Source organism: Arthrobacter parietis (genome assembly GCF_039530425.1).
GTDB lineage: Bacteria > Actinomycetota > Actinomycetes > Actinomycetales > Micrococcaceae > Arthrobacter_D > Arthrobacter_D parietis.
In genome coordinates this window covers 160,278-175,377 of record NZ_BAAAON010000010.1, presented here as the reverse complement: position 1 = coordinate 175,377, position 15,100 = coordinate 160,278, and the positions used below count along the sequence as shown (strand labels likewise).

Below are 15,100 nucleotides of genomic sequence, written 5' to 3'. Positions count from 1 at the left end.
GCAGGCGTCACTCCGCCTCCACAACACTCGACCTGCACAGCGCGCCGCTTCCGCTGAAGCTGTCCACATAGAGCGCACGACGCCGATCCCGCGCAGCCAGGCTCGTTCACAGTGGGTGGGTGGCTACTTTCGCGAATATATTCCGCTTCCTGGCGGGCGCCGCCGTCTGCATCGGACTGCTGCTCTCCCCCGGGCCGTCGCCTGCTTCCTCGAATCCGGAAGCTCCCTGGAGTTGGCCGCTCGACGGAACCCCGCCCGTACTGCGGCACTTTGACCGGCCGCCGGAACCCTGGATGGCTGGGCACCGCGGTGTTGACCTCGGCGCGTCGGACGGCGTAGTCCTCAGCCCGGCTGAGGGCGTGGTGGTGTTCGTCGGCACGGTGGTGGACCGGCCGGTACTGACTCTCGACCATGGCGGCGGACTGTTATCCAGCTTCGAACCTGTGACAGCCTCGGTAGCGGAAGGAGATACGGTCGTCGCAGGGCAGGAGGTGGGGCGTATCAGCACGGAACCCCACTGCCCATCCCTGTGCGTGCACTGGGGCGTGCGGGAACACGGGGAATACGTCAACCCACTACCCTTCGTCTCGGACCGGCGGCCGTCAGTCCTGCTGCCGCTGGCCGATCCCTGAGCCGGTGCAGCGACTTAGACGAAGGCAGCAATTCCCGTGATGGCCCGACCCGTTACAAGCGAGTTGATTTCGTAGGTTCCCTCGTAGGAATAGACGGCTTCGGCATCGGCGAAGATTTTGGCCATCTCGTAATCGGTGACTATGCCGTTGCCGCCGAGGATGCTGCGGCCCAGGGCAACTGTTTCCCGCATCCGGGCAGTGGTGAACGCTTTGGCGAGGGCGGACTGCTCATCCCGCGCGCCGCCATCGTCGGCCAACTGCGCCAGACGCACCATCATGCCCAGGGAGCTCACCGTGTTGCCGAGCATCTCGACCAGCTGCTGCTGGATGAGCTGGAAGGACGCGAGCGGGCGGCCAAACTGCTGGCGCTCCACGGCATACCGCCGGGCAACATCGAAGGCTGCCAATTGTTGCCCTACAGCCTGCCACGCCACCGAAAGCCGCGTGATGCGCAGGACCTTGTTGGTGTCCTTGAAGCTGTTGGCGCCGGTGAGCCGGTAGTCGTCGCTGATCTGGAGGCCGTCGAGCACAATGTCGGCATTTTCAACGGTGCGCAGAGCGGTTTTGTTCTCGATCTTGGTGGCCTTGTAGCCAGGTAGCGAGGTGTCAACCATGAACCCCTTGACCTGGTTGTCCGCAACATCACGGGCGAAGATGACAACCCAGTCGGAGAAGGTAGCGTTCCCGATCCAGCGCTTTGCACCGTTGAGGACCCACCCGTCTCCGCTGCGCTCCGCGGTTGTCCGCGTACCGCCCGCGACGTCGGAACCGCCGAGCGGTTCCGTCAGGCCGAAAGCGCCGATCTTTTTCATGGCGTAGATGTCCGGAAGCCATTCGGCTTGCTGCTCCGGGGAGGCGAGCGTCTCGATGGAGCCGGTGAACAGGCCGTCGTGAACACCCATGAACGTTGCAATAGAGGTGTCGGCACGGGTGAATTCGGCGTGCAGCAGGCCCGCGAACAGGTTTGAATAGCCCAGCCGTTTGACTGGAGACACAATGTCCAGCTCGGCGATCCGCGGGATCAGCTCAGTGGGAAAAGCGCCAACGTTCCACCAGGACGCTGCGTGCGGGCGGACTTCCTGGGCCAGCCATTCCCTCACCTCAAGGAGCCGGGTACGCTCCTTCGGGTCGAGCATCTGCTCGAAGAAGTAGAAGTCGCCGTCCGCGTACGGCAGGTTGTCAGCGTCGATTGCGGGTGCACCCATGAAACGTTCCTCACCATCAGTCGCACCGGCGCTCAACTGCACCGGCGCTGTCCGTACCCTCGCGGTGCGGATCACCTCGGCCTATGTTACCCGCGGGTAACTTCCAGTGCCACCCGTGCGCACGATGCAAAAAACCCCGGCCCATCCGGACCGGGGTTTCCTGCACGAGTAGGGCTGCTGGGGCTTGAACCCAGGACAAACGGATTATGAGTCCGCTGCTCTAACCAGCTGAGCTACAGCCCCGCAACGCCGACGACGCGCCGGCGCAGTCCATTGTAGCCACGATGGTGGCCGTGAATCAGACGGCTAGACCGTTTCGGTGTCGTGGAACCTGCCGAAGTAGAGGTCCTCGAACGTGGACAGTGTGGCATCGATGCTGTGCTTTTCAACCATGGAACGGCTCATCTTCCCCATCCGCTCGCGTTCAGCCTCCGGCATGGAGATGATTTCGGTAAGGCGGCGGCCCAGCTCGGCACTGTCATGGGGAGTGAACAAATAGCCGTTTGCCCCGTCTTCGACCAAGTGCGGCAATGCCATGGCGTTTGCCAGCAGAACCGGGGTGGAAGCGGACATCGCCTCGAGTGTGACCAGGGACTGCAGTTCCGCTGTCCCCGGTTGGCAGAACACGGTGGCACGCAGGTACGCCTGACGGAGTTCCTCATCAGAGATGAGGCCGTGAAATGTGACCCGGTCTTCAAGCCCCAGCCGCTTGACCTGCGCCTGCAGAGCCGGTTTCACTTCTCCCCCGCCGACAATCTCCAGGTGCAGGTTCAGCTCGCTGGGAGTCTTCGCGACCGCGTCGATGAGCACGTCGACGTGCTTTTCCTCAGCGAGGCGCCCCACGAACAGGGCGGTCGGGTGACCGGGATGCTCGAGCTGCTCGCCGGGCCTGGCCTCGTAGGCTGCCGCGTCGATGCCGTTCGACAGCGGCAGCACTTTGCGCAGAAACGCGTGTTCGTGCATGGCCTTTGCGGCAAGAGGCGTAGGCGTGGTCACAACGTCTGCTTTCCCCATGACCTTGCCCATGTCGCGCCAGGAATTCTTCGCGACGATGTTCTTGAACCACTGAGGGAAGGGCAGGAAGGGGTTCAGGTTCTCCGGCATGAAGTGATTGGTGGCGACCACACGGATCCCGCGCTTCACGGCTTCATACAGCGCATACTCCCCCACCATGTAGTGGCACTGGATGTGCACCACATCGGGCTGCACCCGGTCGAAGAGCATGCTGATCTCGCGCTTGATTTCCCAGGGTAGGCAGATCCGCCAGTATTCGTGGGTGGGGACAGAGTGCGAACGGAGTCGGTGCACCGTCCAGTCTCCGCCCGGCTCGGTGAAGCTCCGGCCGTTGATCGTGTTCGGGGCAAGAACGTGAACGTCATGGCCGCGGGCCGTCATCCCCTTGGCCAGGCGGTAGCCGAACATGGAGGCGCCGTTGACATGCGGCGGGTAGGTGTCTGCAGCGATCAGGATGGTCAGCGGCGCATCTGCTGCCGTATCGGTCACGAAGTAGTCCTCGGGTTGGCAACGGTGGGAGAAGTTACGGGCGTTACCGCCGTCGTGCTTCTTTCTGGCGCTTGACCACATCCGGATGGTGGCGCGACAGTGCTATTACTCCAACAATAGCAACGATGGCGGCCGCACCCATGGCAATTGCAATCACCGATTCAACGTTTGGCTGGAGTTCACCCAGCACCACTATGCCGACGGCAATTCCCACGATGGGATCAATGACCGTGAGGCCGGCAATCACCAGATCCGGCGGGCCGGTGGCATAGGCGCTCTGGACGAACCATGAGCCGAGGCCGGCGGCTGCGATGATCGCAATGACGCTGTAGATGGGGACGTTGAGGAAGACCCGGCCGTTTGGGTCCAACAGGTGCGTAGCAATGATCTTGGTCAGCACGGCAACGAAGCCGAAGAGGACGCCGGCGCCGAGAATGTAGGCGAAAGCGCTGAGCCTGCGCTTGAAGACAACCGCAAGCGTGCCGAACAGCGCGACGGCGATGCACAGCAGCAACACGGCGGTCAGTTCCTGGTCCGGCAGGACAACATGGTCTTTGCGTGTCACATTGAGTGCCAGCAGCACGAACAGCGCACTGCCTGCGACGCACGCGGAGATTGCGACGACGGTGGGCCGGTTGATGCGCACGCCCTGGTCCCTGGAGTTCACGACGGTGGTAATGACCAGCGCGATGGCGCCGATCGGCTGCACAACGGTAAGGCTGGCCAGGCTGAGGGCGATGACGTTGCACACCATCCCGGCACCGAGCAGGATCAGGCCGAGAATCCAGCGCGGATTGCGCAGCAACCGGACGAACCCCGTGGAGTTGAGGGACAGCCCGCCGGTATTGGAGCGCACCGCACTGCCCTGGCGCTGGGCACCGACAGCAAGGAAGCAGGCGCCGAGGAGCGCAAGGAGTACCGCTACCCAGGCCATGCGCCCGCTTTCGTCATGCGGTGCGCTCCAGCCGGTACACCCGGTGCGACGCCGTGAAATAACCGTAGAACGCAATGACGTGACCGATGCACCCGAGGATCAGCAGCACGTTGGCGGTGATCTCGAGCCACAGCTGGTCGAACCCTTCCACACGCTGCAGGAGCAGGAGGGGGGATCCCACCAGCAGCAGTGCGGTCCGGATCTTGCCGATGTTGGACACGGGCAGACGCAGCCGTCCGCCGAAGAGGATCAGGACGTTGATGATGAGAATTGCATCAGGGATCACGATGGCCCACACGAGCCAGGCGGGCGCAACGCCGTCCACCACGAAGGTCACGGCAACCACGATCAGCGCCGTTCGGTCTGCCACGGGATCAAGCCACTTGCCCACCGAGGACACCTGGCTGAACCTGCGGGCGATATAGCCGTCGATCCAGTCGGTTGATCCGAGCAGCACCAGGGTGATGACGGCCGCGGCATATTCGCGCTGGACAATGAACATCACAAACAGCGGGACCCCAAGGAACCGGACAACGGTGATGATGTTCGGTACGGTCCAGAACGTGTCCAGTTCGGACGTCGCCTGACCAGGCTTTCCCCCGGCGCCAATAAGTCTGATCACAGTCCCTCCGCTCCCATTATGCAGGCAGGGCCCTGGATGCACCGAAGCGGCTGACGCAGTGTCCGCGCGATGTGCAGTGCCTACTTGGCGACGAGCCGTCTTACCATGACAGCGATTGCAGCGGCAGAAGCGGCGACAACGCTTAGTGGCTTCCAGCGGTCAGCGAGCGTCTGGTTGTGACGTGCAGGGGCAGATGACCCAGGAGTGTGGGTCACGCGGGTCGAGCCGCTACGGGTCCGCTGCGCTTCCCGGGCATGAACTGCCGAGGACTTGGCCTGGGCAGCGGCGGTGCGCGCGCGTGATTTCGTGTGGTCCACCTGGGACTTGAAGTCCAGTCCGCGCCCGAGATCATCCCTGGTTTCTGCAATGTGATCGCGGCGGCGGCCGGAGCGGCTGCGGAGCTCAGCGTACGACGGCGCAGGCGGCTTGGGCTCCCCTGTTTCCTTGTGCTTGGGCTTCTTTTCTTCCTTCGGCTTCTTGACGTCAAGCGTGGCCGGGTTGAACTTGCGCCCTTCCTTGAGCACACCGATGTCATACTTGATGCCGCGAATGGCGTCTTCCGGCAGGAGCGGCAGCGCCTTCTTGAAGCGGGACAGGCCCATCAGTGCTGCAATGGCGGCAATGATGAGGAACAGGGCAGCGAAGCACAGAGCAGCCAGCCAGGGGGGCATGACCGTAGCCAGCCCCATGATCGCCGCGACAATGAGGGCTACGGCAAGGAATGCCACAAACACCAGCGCCACGACGAAGAACGCCGCAGCAATGCCGGCCGTGATGCCCTTCTGTTTGAGCTGTTCGCGGGCAAGCGAGACTTCGTCGCCCAACTGGCGCGGGGTCAGCCGCAGCAGCAATCTGATCAAGCCGATCACCGACGGCTTGCCGCCGGCCCGGTTCACCCGCGTGCTGGTCGAGCTGTCCATATGCCCTGCTCCCATCCGTTCATCCTGCATCTGTTCCCAAAATTACCACTGACGCATACTTCCCGCCCGCGCCCGGGCCGATCACCGGCTCAGCGGGCCGGCAATTCGTCCCGGTCCTCGAGTTCCCGGCCGGCATACTCCTGAAGCTGGGTCTTCACGAACCAGAAGGAAACAACGGCGAAGCCGGTGAACACCGCGTACATGATCCAGACGCCAAGGTTCTCACTGACCCAGGGAAATGCGAGCGTGACAATGAAGTTGAAAATCCAGTTCACCATCGTTGCTACGCCCAGTGCGATGGAGCGCACCTTGTTCGGGAACATTTCTCCGAGTGTCACCCACATGACCGGCCCCCACGTCGCCGCGAAGAAGATGACGAACAGGTTTGCGCCGACCAGGGCCACCGGCCCCCACACACCGGGAAGCGAAACATCCGCTCCGCTCCCCGTTGCCTGCGCGAAGGACACGGTTGCGGCGAGAAGGCCGACAAACATTCCTGCGGAACCTACCAGCAGCAGCTTGCGGCGGCCGATCCTGTCAACGAAGAAGATGGCCACGAAGGTCATCGCGACGTTGATGATCGACGTGATCACCGACGTCGTAAATGACTCGCTCTCACTGAACCCGACTGACTGCCACAGGGTGGTGGAGTAATAGAAGATGGCGTTGATGCCGACAAGCTGCTGCAGGGCAGCAACGGTCATGCCCACCCAGAGAATGGGCTGCAGGCCGAGCATCGATCCACGGAGATCCCGCAGCGTCGTCTTGTCCTCCATCCGGAGGGTGGAACGGATCTCGGTCAGTTTGGCGGTGGTGTCCCGAATACCGGTCACGCGGGACAGCACGTGTGCGGCTTCTGCGTCGCGGCCACCGCGAATCAGATAATGGGGCGATTCCGGAATGGTCAGCGCCAGCACTCCGTAGATGATTGCCGGTACGACGCCGACAAGCAGCATCCAGCGCCAGGCCGGCAGCCCCCACCACAGTTCTCCGGTGGCTCCGCCTGCCAGGTCGGCAAGCCAGGCGTCGGACAGCAGTGCAGCGAAGATGCCGACGGTGATTGCCAGCTGCTGAATGGATGCGAGTCCGCCACGCCACTTGGCCGGAGCGATCTCGGCGATATAGCCGGGCGCGATGACTGATGCGACTCCGATGGCGACGCCACCGATGAGGCGCCAGAGCATCAGGTCCCACTCGCTGAATGCGAAACCGGATCCGACCGAGTTGATCAGGAAAAGGATAGCTGCGCCCAACATGACGCGTTTGCGGCCGAGCCGGTCCGCGAGTTCACCGGCAAACCAGGCGCCCGCGGCACAGCCCAGGAGCGTGATCGCGACAGTGAACCCCAGGACGGCTTCCCCCAGGCTGAAGTCTTCCTGGATAGCGTCAACCGCACCATTGATGACGGCAGTGTCGAAGCCGAACAGGAGTCCACCGACAGCGGCCGCGACACTGACTCCGATGACTTTTCCCATGTGCGGGTGCGGTGCACCTGAGGGCGCACTTGTATCCCGATCTCCGGCGTTCACGCGTTCTCCTGACCTCTGCGCTACCCTGTGGACCTCTGAGCTGCATTTCACCCTACGACAATCCGAAGCCTACTGAGCACATGAGTGTCAGCATTCATAGCGGCAGGTCTTCCGCGAGGTTGGCTGAGGGCCCTAAGATGGATGTTGATTCGTTCCGGCAACCACCTCGATGCCTCGACCGGCTCTCCACCACCTTTCGTCTGCAGCGCCGCAGTGCGACTCCCGCATCCGCCACGCCAGATAGGTATCTGTTGAGCACCACCACGCACCCCGGCGACGCGCTCACCAGGCGCCAGAAGCTGATCTACGTTGTCATTCTCGGCACGCTCACCGCGCTCGGTCCGTTCACCATCGACCTGTACCTGCCCGCGTTCCCGGCACTGCAGGATGATCTCGGCGTCACCGAGGCTGCTGTGCAGCTCACCCTGACCGGAACGATTGTGGGCTTTGCTGCAGGCCAGCTGATCGTGGGTCCGCTGAGTGACAAGGTGGGCCGGCGCCTGCCGCTGATCATGGCCACCAGCCTGCACGTCATCGCCTCGCTCGGGGCCGCGCTGTCCACAGAGATCGGCATGCTCATGGTCTTTCGTGTGCTGCAGGGAATGGGCGCAGCCGGAGGCGGCGTGGTGGCCATGGCGATGATCCGCGACCTCTTCAGCGGCTACCCACTGGTTCGCATGCTTTCCTACATGGCGCTGGTGAACGGGATGGCCCCCATCTTCGCGCCCGTCATCGGGTCCCAGTTACTCGTGATCATGCCGTGGCCCGGAATCTTCTGGTTCCTCGCCGCGTACGGGTTCCTGGTGATCCTCGCCGTCTCGTTGTTCATCATTGAAACCCTGCCTGCGGACCGGCGGAAAGCGTCGTCGTCCACGGCTCTTCAGCGGTATCGCGCGGTGCTGACCGACCGTGTCTTCATCGGCATTCTGCTGGTGGGCGGCATGAACTTTTCGGGCCTGTTTTCCTATCTGTCGGCATCGCCGTTCCTGTTCCAGGACGTGTACGGGCTTGATCCCCAGCAGTACGGGCTGCTCTTCGCAGTGAACTCGCTCGGCATTGTGGCTGCTGTCCAGATCAGCGCCCGGGTGGTTCGGAGGGTGGGTCCGCAGTGGATCATCGCCTGCTCCACCGCGGCAATGCTCGCGATGGCGCTCCTGATGATCCTCTTCGACTACCTGGGCTTCGGATTCTGGGGTACCGCGGTTCCGCTCTGGTTCTACATCTCGGCTGCCGGCTTCACGTTCCCCTGCGTCCAGGTGCTCGCGCTGGCCAACCATGGCGCGCAGGCCGGAACCGCCGCGTCACTTCTCGGCGCGACCACCTTCGGGTTGGCTGGGATCATCTCACCGATTGTGGGAGTTCTCGGGATAGCGTCAGCCACACCCATGGCGGCGGTCATGGCCTGCTGTATTGCCCTCGGGATTGTGTTCCTCTGGACGATTGTGCGGCCGAGGACCGTACCCGCGATCAGCTAGCCAGCTCCTCTCAAGCGACGGCCAGGGACAGCAGGCTCTACGCCTGGTGCCCGGCGCGTTCGGCTGTACGCGTGATGTTGCGCGCCATGGAGGCGAACACCACGCCGTGGAACGGCAGCACGCCGAGCCAGTAGAGCCGGCCGGCCAGGCCGCGGGGGAAGAAGATGGCGCGCTGACGATATTCGCTCGCTCCGCCGTCGGGCACTACCGAGAGTTCGAGCCAGGCTCGTCCAGGAAGTTTCATTTCCGCCCGCAGACGGAGCTTCTCGCCGCGCACCAGCTCTTCAACGCGCCAGAAGTCCAGGGCCTCTCCTGCCATCAGCTCCGACGAGTGCCGGCGTCCGCGGCGCAGGCCGACACCGCCGGCGAGCTTGTCCAGCCAGCCGCGGGCAGCCCACGCCACGGGCCAGGAGTACCAGCCGTTTTCCCCGCCGATGCCTTCGATCACTTTCCAGACCGCGGGAGCGGGTGCGCTGGAGCGGAAGGTGCGCTCGTCCTTGTAGACCGTGTGGCCGGCCCACTGTGGGTCGGAGGGAAGCGGATCCGCGACAGCGTCGCGCTGCGAAGCTCCCGCCCAACTCGTTTCTACCTCACCGGCGCTCATTTTGTTCAGGGCGAGGTCGACGGCGGCGCGATAGTCGGTGAGCCCGCCCTCCGGCAGCGGCACATACTCATGGATGTCTGCTTCGGCGGTGACCGCGTTGTGCTGGAGGGATTCAATCAGCGGCATCGCCATAGCCCGCGGGATGGGGGTCACGAGGTTCACCCAGTGCCCGGCCAGTCGCGGAGTGAGCACCGGCAGCGCCAGGACCGTTCGACCGGGCAGACCGGCGGCTTCCGCATAGCGCTTCATCATGTCCGCGTAGGTCAGGACGTCTCCGGAACCGATGTCGAAGGTCCGGTTGAGCCCCTCCGGCAGGTCCAATGCGCCGAGGAGGTAGTGGATGACGTCACGCACGGAGATGGGTTCGATGCGGTTCAGTACCCACTTCGGCGCGGGCATGACCGGCAATACATCGGCCAGGTGCCTGATCATCTCGAAGGACGCGGAGCCGGAACCGATGACGACGCCGGCCTGGAAAGCGATGGTGGGAACGCCCGATGCCAGCAACACTTCACCCACGGCCACGCGGGAGCGCATGTGCGTTGAGAGCTTTACACCCTGCGGGTGGAGACCGCCGAGGTAGACGATGCGCTTGACGGAAGCCTGCGAGGCAGCCTTGGCGACGGTCGATGCGATCTGCGCTTCCCGCTCCTCGAACCCCCGTCCGGAGCCCATGGAGTGCACGAGGTAATAGAGCGTGGAGACGCCCTCGCTTGCACGGTTCATAGTTTCGGCGTCCTGCAGATCGCCTTCGACCACCTCGACCTGCGCTGCCCACGGTACGTCCCGCAGCTTCTGGGGTGACCGCACAACCACGCGGACCCGCCGGCCGTCTTCCAGCAGCCGGGAGACGAGCCGACCTCCGATATATCCAGTGGCGCCCGTTACCAGAACAAGATCATCATTGCGCATAGGGGTCAGACTACGCGCCCAGCCTGAGTGGCAACCCGGCGGCTAACGAGAAAGGCTCCTGACCGGCGAAAACGCAGGTCAGGAGCCTATTTGCTCCCCCGACTGGACTTGAACCAGTAACCCTTCGATTAACAGTCGAATGCTCTGCCAATTGAGCTACGGGGGAAAGCAGCAGAAACAACTTTACATAGGAAAACCGGGTAAGTGAAATTGGCCGGCTGCTAGTCCGAGCGCAGGGCGCGGCGTTCCATTTCGAGCTCCATCAGCTCCCGGTTCAGTTGCTGAAAGAGGGATGGATCAGCCGCCGGATCGAGCCTCTGCAGTGAGCTCAGCTTCTCTGCCTTCAGCCGGGTGATGCGCAGCTCCGAGAGCCTGCTGAGGATGTCTCGGCAGTACGCGGCCATCCCCTCTCCATCCGTCGCGGGCAGCGGCGTCACGGCGAGTTCGCTCACATAACCACGCAGCATGTCGGGAACCTCCTGGCGCACCCGTTCCACCCAGTTCGATGCGGAGTCGGCTCTGTCTCTCCCTGTAGTTCCGGCAGCACGCACTGCATCATGCAGCGCGGCGTAGGCGGGCACGGAGAAGCGGGAATCAGAAAAACGGTCCCACTGGTCCTGATCAAGCAGTTGCGGATACTGGAGAACCACCTCGAGCGCTTCGCGCTCCATCCGTGCAACAGGATCACGCGGATCTGGACGCCGGAACTGCGGCACTTCTTCCACCAATTCAGGGCCGCTGCCCGGTGCCTGGGCGGGCTGGCGGCTCTGCGGGTTCTGTGCACCCTGCTTGCCATCCTGTGCCGGTTGGGTTGCCCGCTTTGCCGCGGCCGTGACCGCGCGCGCCACCTGGTCCTCGCCAACGAATTGCATGCCGAGCCACCGGGACAGTTCCCGGGTGTAGACCGACCTCAGGGACACATCGCGGATGTTGGCCACGATGGGAGCCGCGTGCCGTAGCGCTTTTGTCTGGCCCTCGCCGGTGGAGAGATCGAACTGGTCAAACGATGCTTTGATGGCGAACTCAAACAGCGGGCGCCGGGTGCTCATGAGGTCCTGAACGGCCTGGTCCCCCGCGGTCTGTCGCAGCTCGCAGGGGTCAGCGCCGTCAGCGCCGACCGCCACATAAGTCTGCGCGTTGAACCGCTGATCCTCCTCGAAGGCGCGCAGTGCCGCTTTCTGCCCGGCGGCGTCGCCATCGAAGGTGAAGATGACCTCTCCGCCGGTGCCGTCGTCGGACAGGAGCCGGCGCGCGATCTTGATGTGCTCGGCACCGAAGGCCGTGCCGCAGGTGGCTACGGCGGTGCCTACTCCGGCGAGGTGGCACGCCATGACGTCGGTGTAGCCCTCCACCACCACGAGCTGACGTGACTTTGCGATCTCCCGTTTGGCGAGATCGATTCCGTACAGGACCTGCGACTTCTTGTAGAGGGTGGTCTCAGGGGTATTCAGGTACTTGGGCCCCGGGTCATCCTCATACAGCTTGCGTGCGCCGAATCCCACGGTGTCCCCGGTGATGTCCCGAATGGGCCACATCAGCCTGCCCCGGAAGCGGTCGTAGAGCCGGCCCGAGTTGTTGGACGAAACACTGAACATGCCGGTCAGCTTCAGCTCGTCCAGGAGAAACCCGCGGCCGGTCAGGTGATTGAGCAGGCCGTCCCACCCCTGGGGCGCGTAGCCGACGCCGAAGTGTTCAGCGGCGGCCCGGTCGAAGCCGCGCTCCTGCAGGAAAGCGCGGCCGGTCGCCGCCTCTGGTGTCAACAGTTGGTCGCGGTAGAATTCCGCAGCAATCTTGTGTGCATCGAGGAGGCGCTGCCGCTTGCCGGAATCCTCGCGCCGGGGGCCGGTTCCGCCATCCTCATAGCGCAGTTCGAAAGAGATGCGTGCGGCCAGCTTTTCAACCGTCTCCGCGAAGGACGTGTGATCCATCTTCTGCACGAAGGAAATGACATCACCACCTTCACCGCATCCGAAGCAGTGATAGGAGCCCATGTGCGGACGGACATGGAACGACGGCGACCGCTCATCGTGGAAGGGGCAGAGACCTTTCCAGGACCCCACACCGGCGGACTTCAGGGTGACGTACCCGTCCACCACTTCCTTGATGTCGGTGCGCTGGCGAACCTCATCGATGTCTTCACGCTTGATGAGTCCGGCCATATTATCCAGTCTAGTGTTCGGTCTCCGGTTCCGCCGTCCGGTAGCCCGGCCCTGTGAATACCGCTATCCGGGCGTGTGCATAACCTCTACCAGAGCGCGGGAACGGGCCCGACAACCCTTTCGTGCAGGGCGAGGGCGGAGGCATCCGTCAGGGATGCCACCTGGTCGATCACCACGCGGAGGCGGGCGTCGTCGTCGTCCGCCTGGCGCCAATCGGAGGCGAACATGGGCTCAAGGAAGCTGTCCCCTGCGGCGGCCATCTGTTGCACCAGCGAGGACAGCACCTCACGTTGCCGCTCATAAATGGGCTGGCGGTGGACGCTGGTCATCACGTAGGTGGTTGCAAGGCCCTTCATCACCGCGATCTCGGTGACCGTGTCCTCGGGAACCACCATCTCGGCGGCGTACCGGGTGAGCGGGTCGGTGCCGTAAATGCCCCGTGTTGTCTGCAGTGCACTGAGGCAGAAACGACCGATCAGCTGGCTGGTCATGTTCTTCAGCGCGGCCATGGCTTTGCGGCTGCCGTCAGCCTCGCGAACCCAGACGTCCGTTGCTTCCAGCCGTGCGAGCGCAGCGTCGACGGCGGCCGGATCGGAGTGCGGCAGGTACCACTGCTGGGTGTACCCGACAACGCGGGCGCGGTGGTCGGGGTTGTCCATCCACTTGAGCTGGAAGTGACCGGCCACGATGGCGTCTTCGACGTCATGGACGGAGTAGGAGATGTCATCGGCCAGGTCCATGACCTGCGCTTCAAGGCAGGACCGGCCGGCCGGTGCCCCCTGCCGCAGCCAGGTGAAGACGGGGAGATCGTCCTCATAGGCGCCGAACTTCGAGGTGCGGTGTCCGTGGATCACCGGCGCGTTCACAGCAGTCCACGGGTACTTGCACGCGGCATCGAGGCTGGCTCGGGTGAGGTTGAGCCCGGCCGGTTCGCCGTCGGCACGGATGACTTTGGGCTCAAGCCGGGTCAGGAGCCGAAGTGTCTGTGCGTTGCCCTCGAACCCGCCGATGGAGTGCGCCAGGTCATTCAACGTGGCCTCGCCGTTGTGCCCGAACGGAGGATGTCCAAGATCGTGGGAGAGGCAGGCGGCGTCGACGATGTCCGGGTCGCAGCCGAGGGAGCGACCCAGCTCCCGCCCCACCTGCGCCACCTCGAGGCTGTGGGTCAATCGGGTCCGCACGAAGTCGTCAGTATCGGGGGCGACCACCTGCGTCTTCGCGCCAAGCCGTCTCAACGCCGAGGAGTGGAGGACGCGTGCGCGGTCACGCTCAAAGTGCGTACGATGCAGGCTCTTGGGCGCTTCATCGACCCAGCGCTGCATGTCCGCATCCGTGTAGCCGGGAGTAATCGGCGCTGCATTGCCGACGGGGGAATTCTGCATGTGCTCAGCCGCCCTATCCACCCGATATGTCGACTTCCGCCGCGGCGATGTCCGCCTGCTGTTCAGGATTGAGCTGGCGGGCCTCGAGCCACTTGTCCGGCAGCGACGTGCGCTTGGGTGATCCCGCACGCCCGCGCGGTCCTTCGGCGTCAGTGCCGGGATACGGAGACGTGCGGTCCAGTTGATCGAGCAGACCGCGCAGAACCTCGAGCGTGGGTACGGCGGCGAGCGCTGCACGCAATTCTCCACCCACCACGTAGCCCTTGAAGTACCAGGCCATGTGCTTGCGGATGTCGCGCAGCGCCATCATCTCGTTGCCGAAGGTGTCCACCAGCAGCTCCGCGTGGCGGTACACCGTGTCCGCCACCTGCCCGAGCCCGGGCTGGTGCCGCTCATCCCTGCCCTCGAAGGCGTTCATGAGGTCACCGAACAGCCACGGCCTACCCTGGCAGCCACGGCCTACCACGACGCCGTCAACACCAGTCTGCTGAACCATGCGGATTGCGTCTTCCGCACTCCAGATATCACCGTTTCCCAGTACCGGAACATCCGGCAGGGCCTCACGCAGCTCGGCGATGGCGTTCCAGTCGGCTTTGCCGGAGTAGAACTGGGAGGCAGTGCGTCCATGCAGCGCAACGGCGGCCACGCCGGCATCGCGCGCGATCTTGCCTGCCTCACGGAAAGTCAGGTGATCCTCGTCGATGCCTTTGCGCATCTTGATGGTCAACGGGATGTTCCCCCGCGAAGCTTCCCGGACGGCCGTCTGCACGATGCCGGTGAAGAGGTCGAGCTTCCACGGAAGCGCCGCTCCGCCGCCCTTCCGGGTGACCTTCGGGACCGGGCAGCCGAAGTTCAGGTCAATGTGGTCCGCGCGGTCTTCCTCGACGAGGATACGAACGGCGGCTCCGACGGTCTTGGGGTCCACGCCGTACAGCTGGACGGAGCGCACCAATTCATCCTCGTCATGGGAGATGATGCGCAGGGACTCCGGATTGCGTTCGACGAGGGCGCGGGACGTCACCATTTCGGAGACGTACAGGCCGCCGCCGTACTCGCGGCACAGCCGGCGGAACGCTGTATTGGTGATGCCGGCCATGGGAGCGAGAACCACAGGGGTATCGACGGTTATCCCGCCCAGGCGCAGCGGCGGCAGGTCGAGCCGCGTGGAGGTAGTAGTCGGTGCAATGCTCACCCAACCATTGTCGCAAGACAGGGCAAATCGA

The 15,100-nt window shown here is 63.9% G+C and carries 12 protein-coding genes and 2 tRNA genes; 2 read left to right on the top strand and 12 right to left on the bottom strand.

Annotated elements, in window-relative coordinates; genetic code table 11:
* The first annotated feature begins 119 nt into the window (after positions 1-119).
* Complete coding sequence (locus tag ABFX19_RS15455) at positions 120-632, top strand: M23 family metallopeptidase (RefSeq protein WP_346028853.1); 513 nt, start codon at positions 120-122, stop codon at positions 630-632.
* Between the two features lie 14 nt (positions 633-646).
* Here ABFX19_RS15455 and ABFX19_RS15450 read toward each other — a convergent pair whose 3' ends face one another.
* From ABFX19_RS15450 to ABFX19_RS15420, 7 genes are all read right to left on the bottom strand, one after another.
* Positions 647-1,837, bottom strand: a complete 1,191-nt coding sequence (locus tag ABFX19_RS15450; RefSeq protein WP_277359642.1) for an acyl-CoA dehydrogenase family protein — start codon at positions 1,835-1,837, stop codon at positions 647-649.
* Positions 1,838-2,006: 169 nt separating this feature from the next.
* Positions 2,007-2,080, bottom strand: a tRNA-Ile gene (locus ABFX19_RS15445).
* 63 nt (positions 2,081-2,143) lie between these two features.
* Positions 2,144-3,340 carry a glycosyltransferase gene (locus tag ABFX19_RS15440; RefSeq protein WP_277359643.1) on the bottom strand — a complete coding sequence of 399 codons (1,197 nt, stop codon included), beginning with the start codon at positions 3,338-3,340 and terminating at the stop codon, positions 2,144-2,146.
* Positions 3,341-3,383: 43 nt separating this feature from the next.
* Positions 3,384-4,274 carry a DMT family transporter gene (locus ABFX19_RS15435; protein ID WP_346028852.1) on the bottom strand — a complete coding sequence of 297 codons (891 nt, stop codon included), beginning with the start codon at positions 4,272-4,274 and terminating at the stop codon, positions 3,384-3,386.
* Positions 4,275-4,287: 13 nt separating this feature from the next.
* On the bottom strand, positions 4,288-4,896 hold the full coding sequence (locus tag ABFX19_RS15430; RefSeq protein ID WP_346028851.1) for a CDP-alcohol phosphatidyltransferase family protein: 609 nt from the start codon (positions 4,894-4,896) through the stop codon (positions 4,288-4,290).
* Positions 4,897-4,976: 80 nt separating this feature from the next.
* Complete coding sequence (locus ABFX19_RS15425) at positions 4,977-5,831, bottom strand: phage holin family protein (RefSeq protein WP_235563272.1); 855 nt, start codon at positions 5,829-5,831, stop codon at positions 4,977-4,979.
* Positions 5,832-5,905: 74 nt separating this feature from the next.
* Positions 5,906-7,345: a sugar porter family MFS transporter gene (locus ABFX19_RS15420; protein WP_346028850.1), complete on the bottom strand. Its 1,440-nt coding sequence runs from the start codon at positions 7,343-7,345 to the stop codon at positions 5,906-5,908.
* A gap of 251 nt (positions 7,346-7,596) precedes the next feature.
* On the opposite strand from ABFX19_RS15420, the gene ABFX19_RS15415 reads away from it, so the two are divergent.
* Positions 7,597-8,820, top strand: coding sequence for a multidrug effflux MFS transporter (locus tag ABFX19_RS15415; RefSeq protein WP_277359646.1), 1,224 nt, complete (start codon positions 7,597-7,599; stop codon positions 8,818-8,820).
* A gap of 37 nt (positions 8,821-8,857) precedes the next feature.
* On the opposite strand, the gene ABFX19_RS15410 is transcribed toward ABFX19_RS15415, so the two are convergent.
* From ABFX19_RS15410 to dusB, 5 genes are all read right to left on the bottom strand, one after another.
* Positions 8,858-10,336, bottom strand: coding sequence for an SDR family oxidoreductase (locus ABFX19_RS15410; protein WP_346028849.1), 1,479 nt, complete (start codon positions 10,334-10,336; stop codon positions 8,858-8,860).
* A gap of 93 nt (positions 10,337-10,429) precedes the next feature.
* Positions 10,430-10,502 (bottom strand) — tRNA-Asn (locus tag ABFX19_RS15405).
* 55 nt (positions 10,503-10,557) lie between these two features.
* Positions 10,558-12,495, bottom strand: a complete 1,938-nt coding sequence (gene dnaG / locus ABFX19_RS15400; protein WP_346028848.1) for a DNA primase — start codon at positions 12,493-12,495, stop codon at positions 10,558-10,560.
* A gap of 86 nt (positions 12,496-12,581) precedes the next feature.
* Entirely contained in the window at positions 12,582-13,877 is a 1,296-nt protein-coding gene (locus ABFX19_RS15395; protein ID WP_277359870.1) for a deoxyguanosinetriphosphate triphosphohydrolase, read from the bottom strand.
* A 13-nt stretch (positions 13,878-13,890) separates the two neighbouring features.
* Positions 13,891-15,069, bottom strand: a complete 1,179-nt coding sequence (gene dusB, locus ABFX19_RS15390; RefSeq protein WP_277359871.1) for a tRNA dihydrouridine synthase DusB — start codon at positions 15,067-15,069, stop codon at positions 13,891-13,893.
* Positions 15,070-15,100: the final 31 nt, after the last annotated feature.